This is a genomic window from Herpetosiphonaceae bacterium, from assembly GCA_036374795.1.
Taxonomy (GTDB): Bacteria; Chloroflexota; Chloroflexia; order Chloroflexales; family Kallotenuaceae; genus LB3-1.
Map to the genome: position 1 here is coordinate 1 of DASUTC010000058.1, position 9,924 is coordinate 9,924.

9 protein-coding genes are annotated in these 9,924 nt (G+C 59.8%); 1 reads left to right on the forward strand and 8 read right to left on the reverse strand.

Going from position 1 to position 9,924, the window contains the following annotated elements; all coding sequences use genetic code 11:
* The 7 genes from VFZ66_03715 to lipA all read right to left on the reverse strand — a co-directional run.
* Positions 1-365: SpoVR family protein (locus VFZ66_03715; protein HEX6288268.1), on the reverse strand; the 365-nt coding region annotated here is incomplete at its 3' end.
* Positions 366-449: 84 nt separating this feature from the next.
* Positions 450-1,556, reverse strand: coding sequence for a DUF444 family protein (locus VFZ66_03720; protein ID HEX6288269.1), 1,107 nt, complete (start codon positions 1,554-1,556; stop codon positions 450-452).
* 56 nt (positions 1,557-1,612) lie between these two features.
* Positions 1,613-3,697: a serine protein kinase gene (locus VFZ66_03725; protein ID HEX6288270.1), complete on the reverse strand. Its 2,085-nt coding sequence runs from the start codon at positions 3,695-3,697 to the stop codon at positions 1,613-1,615.
* 698 nt (positions 3,698-4,395) lie between these two features.
* Positions 4,396-5,256, reverse strand: a complete 861-nt coding sequence (locus VFZ66_03730; protein ID HEX6288271.1) for an acetyl-CoA carboxylase carboxyltransferase subunit alpha — start codon at positions 5,254-5,256, stop codon at positions 4,396-4,398.
* On the reverse strand, positions 5,249-6,181 hold the full coding sequence (gene accD / locus VFZ66_03735; GenBank protein ID HEX6288272.1) for an acetyl-CoA carboxylase, carboxyltransferase subunit beta: 933 nt from the start codon (positions 6,179-6,181) through the stop codon (positions 5,249-5,251). The genes VFZ66_03730 and accD overlap by 8 nt, the downstream gene beginning before the upstream one ends.
* 73 nt (positions 6,182-6,254) lie before the next feature.
* A complete protein-coding gene (locus VFZ66_03740; GenBank protein HEX6288273.1) occupies positions 6,255-6,860 on the reverse strand; it encodes a GNAT family N-acetyltransferase in 606 nt (201 codons plus the stop codon).
* Positions 6,861-7,028: 168 nt separating this feature from the next.
* Complete coding sequence (gene lipA / locus VFZ66_03745) at positions 7,029-7,943, reverse strand: lipoyl synthase (protein ID HEX6288274.1); 915 nt, start codon at positions 7,941-7,943, stop codon at positions 7,029-7,031.
* 245 nt (positions 7,944-8,188) lie between these two features.
* Here lipA and VFZ66_03750 point away from each other — a divergent pair, with 245 nt between their 5' ends.
* Positions 8,189-8,890, forward strand: a complete 702-nt coding sequence (locus VFZ66_03750; GenBank protein ID HEX6288275.1) for a hypothetical protein — start codon at positions 8,189-8,191, stop codon at positions 8,888-8,890.
* A gap of 103 nt (positions 8,891-8,993) precedes the next feature.
* Here the strand turns inward: VFZ66_03750 and VFZ66_03755 are convergent, their stop codons facing one another.
* The gene (locus VFZ66_03755; GenBank protein ID HEX6288276.1) at positions 8,994-9,863 is read right to left on the reverse strand and encodes an endonuclease/exonuclease/phosphatase family protein; all 870 of its coding nucleotides are present in this window, start codon (positions 9,861-9,863) and stop codon (positions 8,994-8,996) included.
* Between the last annotated feature and the right edge of the window lie 61 nt (positions 9,864-9,924).

The window sequence follows — 9,924 nt, forward strand, 5'->3', positions numbered from 1 at the left end:
TGCGAGAACCAGAGATTATTCTTGAAGAAATCGACATGGCCCGTCACATGCGCCATCACCATCTTCTGCGTCGTCATGTCGTTGCCTTCGAGCAGGTACGCATACGACGGATTATTGTTGATGACCATCTCGTAGATGACCGACAGGCCATACGTATGGCCTTTGATCATCTGGTCGAACTCCATGCCGAACCGCCAGTGCGGATAGCGCGTCGGGAAGCCACCGTAGGACGCGACCTCGTAGAGCGTGCGGTAGTCCAGCACCTCGAACGAGATCGGGAAAAAGTCGAGGCCGTAATCCTTGGCATAGCCCTCGATCTCTTCCCAGGCAGCTTGTAAATCAGGTGGCAGTTTCGTGTTACGCATAGATTATCCCAAGAACAAAGAACAACGGAACAAAGAACAAAGAAGTTGAATTGCCTGTTCTCTGTTCTTTGTTCTCTGTTCTCGCTACTTGCCCTTACCCAAAAAGTCCTTGATCGAATCGTAGATGTCGTCGCGGTCGGCGATCTCGGAGATGACCAGATTTTCCACGCCGCCCAGGTACTCCTCAAGATCGTGCGCGAAGCGGCCCGACCCATAGAGCGAGCGAACCTGGCCGTAGCAGAACAGGTTAATTTTGGGCAGCAGGTGATTGCGCAGCACTTCCACGCACTCGCGGGTATCGCCGCCACCCCAGTTATCGCCGTCCGAGAAGTGGAAGCAGTAGATATTCCAGTCGTCCGGCGGGTAGCGCTCCTCGATCATCCGCAGCGCCAGCTTGTAGGCCGAGCTGATCTTGGTGCCGCCGCCCTCGCGCAGATGGTAGAACGTCTGCTGATCGACCTCTTTCGCCGCCGCGTCGTGGACGATGTAGCGAATATCGATCGACTTGTACTGCGAGCGCAGCCAGGTTTCGATCCAGAAGGCCGTGATCCGCACCAGCTCCTTCTGCTCGGTGCCCATCGAGCCCGACACGTCCATCGCGTAGATGATCACCGCGTTCGATTCGGGCAGCATCGTCGTCTTCCACGAGCGATAGCGCATATCGTCCTTGATCGGCACCACCACCGGATCATCAGGATTGTACTCGCCCGTGGCGATCTGGCGCTTGAGAGCCTCGCGATACGAGCGCTTGAAATGCCGCAGCGAGTCCGGCCCGACCTTGGCGATGCCGGTGTAGCGGTCTTTCTCGGCGATGATGTTTTTCTTGCCCTTGGGCGCGATATTCGGCAGTTGCAGCTCCTCGCCGAGGATCTGCGCCAGCTCTTCGAGCGTCACATCCACCTCGATGGTGTGCTGCCCCGGATCTTCGCCCGCATCGCCGGCGCCGTCCTGCCCATCGCCCCGCGCGATCGGATCGCCGACATCGCCCTCGCCCTGCCCGACGCCGCCCTGCTGTTTCTGGCCGAAGCGAAACTGAGGAATATCGATCTGCGGCAGCGGGATCGACACGTAGCGCCGCCCCTGACGCCCGATCATCTCGCCCTGCGACATATACTTCCGCAGGTCTTTTTTGATTTTGCCCCGCACAATCTGGCGGAAGCGGTTGAGATCACGCTCAACACGATTAGCCATAGCATCACCGATGAACCTGTAGGGGCGCATTGCCGTACGCCCCTACAAGGTTGAAGCTAATTGCGGCCCTTCACGTCGCCGCGCGCAAAGATGCTCGCCACGTAGGTCAGCACGTCCGCGGCGCAGCGATCACAGTAGCCGTAGTCGCGCACGAGCCGGGTCTTGACCACGTCGATCTTCTCCTGGGTGTCTTTGTCGACCACCTGCGATACCAGGCTGGTGAGCTTGATCGAATCTTTCTGGTCCTCGAAGAGCTTGAGTTCCAGCGCGCGGTGCAGCCGCTCGTTGGTCTTGTAGTCGAACTTCTTGCCCTCGATCGCCAGCGCGCCGATGTAGTTCATGATCTCGCGGCGGAAATCGTCCTTGCGCGATTCGGGAATGTCGATCTTCTCTTCGATCGAGCGCATCAGCCGCTCGTCGGGCTCCTCGTACTGCCCGGTGTAGCGGTTGCGCACCCGCTCGCGCTGCGTGTAGGCCTTGATGTTGTCGATGTAGTTGCCGCACAGCCGCGAGATCGCATCCTCGTCGGCGGAGATGGCGCGCTGCACCTCGTTCTTGACGATCTCGGCGTACTCTTCTTTGACCACCGTCAGCAGATCGCGGAAGGCCTTTTTGTCTTCCTCATTGTTGATCAGCGAGTGGTGCTTGAGGCCGCCCTCGAGCTCGTTCAAGACCATGAACGGGTTGATGCAGCCTTCCTGGCCGTCGTTGACCAGCGCGTTCGAGATCTTGTCCTGAATGTAGCGCGGCGAGATCCCGCTCATGCCCTCGCGCTGCGCTTCCTTGCGCAACTCCTTGATGTTGTCTTCGGTAAAGCCCGGCAGCGACTTGCCGTTGTACAGCTTCAGCTTTTGCAGCAGCGTCAGATTGGCCTTCTTCGGCTCCTCAAGGCGCGTCAGCACCGCCCACATCGAGGCCATCTCAACCGTGTGCGGCGCGATATGCTTGCCGCGCACGCGGTGATCGTTGAACGACTTCTCGTAGATCTTGATCTCGTCTTTGAGCTTGGTGATGTACGGAATATCGATGCGCACCGTGCGATCTTTGAGCGCCTCCATGAACTCGTTGTTCTGGAGCTTGCGATACTCAGGCTCGTTCGTATGCGCGATGATCACCTCGTCGATGTCGGTCTGGGCAAACTTCTTGGACTTGATCTTATGCTCCTGCGACGCGCCCAGCAGGTCGTACAAGAAGGCCACGTCGAGCTTGAGCGCCTCGATGAACTCGATGATGCCACGGTTGGCGACGTTAAACTCTCCATCGAAGTTGAACGCGCGCGGATCGCTATCCGAGCCGTACTGCGCGATCTTGCGATAGTTGATATCGCCCGTCAGCTCGGTCGAGTCCTGGTTCTTCTCGTCCTTGGGCTGGAACGTTCCGATGCCCACGCGATCTTTCTCGGAGAAGACCAGCCGCCGCACGCGCACATGCTTGATCATCTGCGCCCAATCGCCGTCGTAGCGCCGCATCAGGTCGCGGTAGTTGTAGCGGCAGGCCGGGCAGAGATCGCCGACAACCTGGATGCGCTGTCCCTCTTCCAGCCGCTCGTTGAGCTGCATCAGGAACTTCTCGCGAAACTCCTCCGGGATCAGATGCAGCGGCTCTTCGTGCATCGGGCAATCTTCCCAATCGGCATCCGCCACGCGGCCATGATCGACATCATCGCCATCGCCCAGGTACCACGAGTAGGTGTAGAGCGCGCCGTCGTCGGTGCGGGTGTAGCGCTCCAGCCCTTTCTTGAGGCGACGCACGATAGTGGACTTGGACGAGCCGACCGGGCCGTGCAGCAGCAGCACGCGCCGCTCGGTGCCGTAGCCCTCCGCCGCCGACTTGAAGAAATTGACCAGCCGCATCAGCGGAATTTCCAGCCCGTAGATCGCGTCCTCCTCGTCGATCGAGGGATCGGCGAAGAACTTGTAGCGGATCAGCTTCTTCTTCGCATCGATGAACTCTTCCGAGCCGTACGACATGATCATGTCGTAGATGCGCTGGAAGGCGGTACGGGTGACACGGGGGTTGCGCGCGACAGTGTCGAGGTAGTCCTCAAACGTACCTGTCCAATTCAACTCCTGGTACTGACGACGATCCTGAAGCTCGCCGATGAGATTCAGAAGTGATGCGCCTGTTGATGCAGTTGCCATCGAAGTCCTCCTGCCCGTAGGGGCAAAACAGTGGGCCAGAAATACGTATCGGGGGAGGTTCGCGTCATGGCGATCAAGAACGTTTCGGCCCGCAAGTGTGAGATGAGATGCCGGAAGGCTGCTATACCTTGCGGCAAGGGCTATGTGCCTGGCATGACGTTCGGGCGTCGTTGCCAGAGAGGGCGGTGCGGGTGGGTGAGGTGGGTGATTGGTGTTGCTGCGTCGTGGGATCGAACTCGGAACCGCCGAGCTATTAACTTTAATGCAATTTGAACGGGAAAAGTTTTACAACCTAACAGCTTGCGCCGCCAGTACAAGTGTGTACTGTTTCTTTCAGATCATACCAGATTGTAAAATAGAGTCAAGCCGTGCTGCTAGCCCATCAGTCCCAACTCTCCCCCGCTACCGTTGAGCCGGGTTCGCCTCAATGCCGTAGCATCGATGCACTCTATCAAGATGCGCGCCACCGGCCACTTTATCAAGAGCCCCCAGGCTTGGTCGTGCAAGGGCAGGCGAACTATGCACAAGGAGTACTACGCACCTGCATATTAAAACAGCGACAGACCGCGCCGGGTTACGCGGTCTGTCGTGCCTCGTGCAGAATCCACGGATCAGGGATCAGCGAGCTCAACGTTTCGAGTTTCAAGTTTCAAGTTGTTCTTTGTTCTTTGTTCTTTCGTCCCCGGCCTTACGGCGCGCTACGATCCGCTCGGCGCCGTGGCGCTGGCGGCCTGGACCTGATGCAGCGCGCCGATCGAGCGATACTTATCGTAGCGACGTTGGCGCAGCTCGTCGATCGACAGCGCCAGCAGCTCATCAAGGTGCTGCTGCATCGCCGCCGCGACACGCTGAACCGTCGTCGGCCCGTCGAGATGCGCGCCGCCCGGCACCTCTAGGATAATCTCGTCGGCAATGCCCAGCCGCCGCAGATCGTTAGCGGTGATCTTCATCGCCTTGGCTGCGTCGGGCGCTTTCGAGGCGTCGCGCCACAGGATCGCCGCGCTCGCCTCGGGCGAGGCCACCGAGTAGATCGCATTTTCGAGCATCAGCAGCCGGTCTGCTACGCCGACAGCCAGCGCGCCGCCGGAGCCGCCCTCGCCGATCACCGCCGCCACGATCGGCACCCTCAGGCCGGCCATGACCAGCAGATTCTCGGCGATGGCCTCGGCGATGCCGCGCTCTTCCGCCGCCATGCTGGGATGCGCCCCCGACGTATCGATCAGCACCAGGACCGGCAGGTTAAACTTCTCGGCGTGCTGCATCAGCCGCAGCGCTTTGCGATAGCCCTCCGGCATGGGGCTGCCGAAGTTATGCTGAATGTTCTCTTTGGTATTGCTGCCCTTTTGATGGCCCATCACGACGACCGTCCGGCCATTGAAGCGCGCAACACCGCCAAGCAGCGCCCGGTCATCGCCAAAGCGACGATCGCCGCGCAGCTCGACAAAGTCCTCACACATGCCGCGAATATAGTCCAGCGTGTGCGGTCGTTGGGGATGACGCGCGATCTGCACAACATCCCAGGGCGTCAGGCTGCCGTGTGGATGATGCTCTTCAGCCATAGATCTCCTCATAGCCGGTCAGCCCGGTGCTGCGTCCATTGCTTTCGGTGACAAGCGGCTGATCGTCGGGCCTGCGGTTCGCGTACAGGCCCACAATGCGTGTCAGCACCATCCGCAGCTCGGCGCGCGGCGATACAATATCGATCATGCCGTGCTGGAGCAGAAACTCCGAGGTCTGAAAATCGGCGGGCAGCTTTTGCCGGATCGTCTGCTCGATCACTCGTGGACCGGCAAAGCCCACATGCGCCTTCGGCTCGGCGATGATAATATCGGCGGATGAGGCGTGCGCGGCGGTGACACCGCCATAGCATGGGTCGACGAGCAGCGAGATATGAGGCTGCCCGGCCTCGCCCAGCCGCGACAGCGCCACCGAAACCTTCGCCATCTGCATCAGGGACAGGATGCCCTCGTGCATCCGTGCGCCGCCCGACGAGTTGATCGTCAGCAGGGGAATGCCCCGCTTGGCGGCTCGCTCCGCCGACCGCGCGATCTTCTCCCCGACGACCGCGCCCATCGAGCCGCCCATGAAGGCGAACTCGCTGATACAGAGCGCCAGGGGCAGCTCTCCGATGGTGCCGATCCCGCAGACCGCCGCATCCAAACGTCCGGTCGCGTCGCGCAGCCCTTGCAGCTTTTTGGCGTAGTTATCTTTCGGCGAAACAAAGCCGAGCGGATCGCTCGAAGCGATATCGGCATCGTACTCCTGCCACGCGCCCGCATCGACCAGCAGGTCGATCCACTCTTGCGCGCTCAGGCGCTCATGGTGGCCGCAGCGCGGGCAGACTTTGGCATTGTCTACGAATTGTTTGGAGAAAATGAGTTCGTTACAGCCGCTGCACTTCTGCCACAAATCGTCAGGAATTTGCTGCTCAACTCTACGATTAGTTGTAAAGTAGCGCGGTGTGCGCCGCAAAAAGTCTTTCACGTTCTGGCCTCCCGTGGATTGAACATTATAGCACGTGCGTCCAATCCCTCTAGCAGCGGGCAGTGTTGCTCAATCACTCGTCGCTATCTCCTGCATGATTACGGTGGGCACGTTCGTGCATATCCAATGGTCGTGCGCCGCCCTCGGAAAAATGGAGCCGTCGGTGAGAATGGGTCGCCAGGGGCGCTTCCAGCACGTCGCTCTCGCTGAGCGTCCGGCGCATGATAAGCTGGGTACCAACAAATCCTTGTTTGCCGTAGAAGCGTTGGGCCTGATAGTTGGTAGCGGTAACGTAGAGCTGCATGATCCGCAGGTTGCGGCGGAGCGCCCAGGCGTACGCCTGCTCCATCAACAGATCCGCAACATCGCTTCCGCGATATTCGGGATCGACATACAGGCCGACGATCTCGGCCCAGTATCGATGACGATAGAGCGGCGAGTCCGCGTGCAGCTCTACGAGAACAAATCCAACCACGCGAGAATTATCGCGCGCCAGCAGCCAGGAGCTATCGGCGGAGTCCTCGGATTGTTGCAAATACTGATGGACGAGCTCCTCCCAGCCGTCGGCGAGCGCAAAGCGCGGATCGAGTTGGCTATTATACCGGTGCAACTCGCCAAACAATCGGATCACCTCTGCCGCGTCGGCGGGTGTCGCTGCAACGATGTCGATTGGTCGCATATGACCGCCCTGTCCTACCACATTCTGCGCCGCTCGCTCGACACCTCAGCCGAGATCACATAAACGGCGGCACATCACCGCCGTTCGATCTAGCATTTGATGTTCCGCCATTAGCGACAGGCTGCTAACAGCGCCGATGCAGCCGCTCCCCACGTCTAGATGCGTGGCCTACCGCGCTTCCAGGGCAATCCACTCGCCGATCTCATCGGTCGGCTGATCGGCGTGAAGCAGCTCGCCCGCGTGGAATGATGAGCGCACGAACGGCCCGGCAAACGTGGCCCGAAAACCAAGCTGCTTGCCGTAGCGCCGGTACTCGGCGTAGCGCTCCCGTGGAATATACTCGGAGACGATCACGTGATCTTTGGATGGTTGCAGATACTGGCCGATCGTCACCAGATCGACGCCTACCGCGCGCAGGTCGCGCATGGTCGCAAAGATCTCGTCCGTCGTCTCGCCCAGCCCGACCATAAAGCCGGACTTGGTTGGAATATCGGGCGCGAGAGTTTTAGCGCGCTGCAACAGCTCCAGCGTTCGATCGTAATCGCCCTGCGGACGCACGTCGTCAAAGATACGGCGCACCGTCTCGATATTATGGTTGAGCACATCGGGCGCGGCGTCGAGGACGGCCTGCAATGCTCCGAGATGGCCTTTGAAATCGGGGATCAGCACCTCGACCTGAGTGGTCGGCAGCGCCTGACGCAGGCAGCGGATCGTCGCGGCAAAGTGCGCAGCGCCGCCATCTTTCAGATCATCGCGCGCCACCGCCGTCACGACGACGTATCTCAGGTTGAGACGGCGCGCGGCCTCGGCGACCCGTCGCGGCTCGGTTGGGTCGAGCGGCAGCGGCCTGCCCGTGGTTACATCGCAGTAGTGGCACCGCCGCGTACACCGATCGCCGCCGATCATAAATGTGGCCGTGCGACGCCCAAAGCATTCGCTCAGATTCGGGCAGCTCGCCTCCTCGCAAACGGTGTTCAGGCCAAGATCGCGCAGGAGATGTTTTACCTCACGTGTCTCTGGGGTACGCTCTATCTTTTTCAGCAGCCACGACGGCTTACGCTGGTAGCCGGATGACTGAGGCATTGATCGTCCTTCCTGCCACCCTCTGCTGGGCAACATATTATCGCAAGTATAGCATGAAGATTCAACCGGACGAATCCATCAACCAGCGCAGGCGGAGCCGCAGACCCACTCGATCACAAGTCGGGGTGGGTAATCTGTAGGCCGCTCGCTCCGTGCCAGCGACGGAACGATCCGAGGCGGCGGTGCGTCTGTGCTCCATTCTTGAGGCTCGACAGCAGCCCCACGTAGCGAGAGGAATCATCCCGATGCGACATATTGCGCTCTTTGCAGCACTCTGCACGCTCCTGCTGACCGGTTGTACATCTACGCTGCCCACCATCGACCAGCGCCCGGTCGCGCTGATCGACTGGGTAGATTTCGTCCAGTTCAACGGCACCACCTACCTGGCAAGCCACGGCGAGGCAGGACGAGCGCTTGAGGAGGCCGATCTCGGACCTGAGTTCGCCAGGGTGCAGTTCAAGCTCGCCGAGAACGTCAACGATCCGGGGTATCAATCGAAGGATGGCGATGCCGCATTTCTGGAGCGCGGCACGTCCGTCCATACCGTCAGGGGCTACCAGCCGCAGTTTCGTCTGGCCGCCGTGCGCGATGGGCAGATCATCCTCTACGAGGCGGATACCAATCCCAACGCCAAACAGGGCGCGGATCTGCTCGATCTACGCGACAAGGTCGCATCGATCGGCGTCGTGAGCGCCGAGGACGGCACGACAGAGCTAGGTGTGCTCAACGATCCGCAGCAGGTGGCGGCGCTGGTCGAGCTGGTGCTGGCAGCGCCCGTCGATCAGAGCCAGCCGCCGCAGGACGATGCAGGGCAGAACTACATGATCGTGTTCCATTTCAAAGACGCGACCGCTACCAGCCGGATGTATTGGTCGGGATCGGGCGAGATGACGCGCGGGATTCGGCTGCCGGAGGAATTTCAAAAGGCGATCCAGGCCGCGCTGTAGCTGTAAGGCCGAGGGAACAAGCCAGCAAAGGCGAGTCTCAGATCGCCTCTCCCCTCTCCTATGGCAATGGGAGAGGGCCTTGAAACTTGAAACTTGAAACACGCTACCGGATAATGAACTTAAATGAAAGCATACTATGATCGGACGCGCCCTGATTGACGAACACTCGCTGATGCTCCGCCGCTCCGCCGCGCACATAGACCCGATCCAGCTCATGGCCGCGCACGGTTTTAATACCAGCCGGAAAGCGTATGTGCCTTAGACCGATGCTCTGCGTCACCGCCTCTAAGATGCGCACCCGCCCGTTCTCCCAGGTGTTGAAATCACCGACGAGGATGATCGGCCCCTCATGGTGCCGAAGCTGCTCCTCGAACTGCAACATCTGATCAAGAAACGGTCGCCGCAGGCGAAAATTGATCCCATGACTATTGAGAACCAGGAGCGCCTGCTCCGGCGGACAATCGGGACGTTCAATCGGATAGTAGGTACACATCGCCGTCTTCGGGGTTCTGGTGACAGGCTCAAGATAGCGCGATAGCAAGAAGAGGGTCTTAATCGATCGGACGCAGGAGCTGGTACAGACGCCCGTGGGCGCCTCCTGATTGGGACGTGTGTAGAAGCTCACGGCCATGCCCGTATCGCGGCCAGCAAAAATGTCGCGGTGGGAGGCTTCTAGCAGGGGATCATGTCGAAATTCTTGCAATAAAATCAGCTCAGAATCGGCGGTCTGCTCGGCAAGAAAATCATAGTAACGCTCGCGGCGACCCTTAAAGGTATTCCAGACAGTGATTCCTAGCGGCTCTCCTCTTGGAAAAAACGAGTGCCGGGCCTCGGACGAGATCGGAATATACTCCAGTCCTTCAGCCGGCTGTGCGGGTTTTAGCCGATACGCGAGGTCGGTGAGCCGCCGCTGCACGATATTTCTCACGAGCGAGCCAGCTACTTTGCCGCGTTGTGTAGAATCATATTCCATACGATACGTGTCCTTTATGTGCCGTCAGGCGGGTACCATGCCGGGCGACCTCTGGACATGC

Bases quoted from the DNA above. Each gene is read 5' to 3' on its own strand.
- VFZ66_03725 (HEX6288270.1), bottom strand. From the start codon at position 3,697: ATGGCAACTGCATCAACAGGCGCATCACTTCTGAATCTCATCGGCGAG.
- VFZ66_03720 (HEX6288269.1), bottom strand. From the start codon at position 1,556: ATGGCTAATCGTGTTGAGCGTGATCTCAACCGCTTCCGCCAGATTGTG.
- VFZ66_03730 (HEX6288271.1), bottom strand. From the start codon at position 5,256: ATGGCTGAAGAGCATCATCCACACGGCAGCCTGACGCCCTGGGATGTT.
- VFZ66_03740 (HEX6288273.1), bottom strand. From the start codon at position 6,860: ATGCGACCAATCGACATCGTTGCAGCGACACCCGCCGACGCGGCAGAG.
- VFZ66_03750 (HEX6288275.1), top strand. From the start codon at position 8,189: ATGCGACATATTGCGCTCTTTGCAGCACTCTGCACGCTCCTGCTGACC.
- lipA (HEX6288274.1), bottom strand. From the start codon at position 7,943: ATGCCTCAGTCATCCGGCTACCAGCGTAAGCCGTCGTGGCTGCTGAAA.
- VFZ66_03755 (HEX6288276.1), bottom strand. From the start codon at position 9,863: ATGGAATATGATTCTACACAACGCGGCAAAGTAGCTGGCTCGCTCGTG.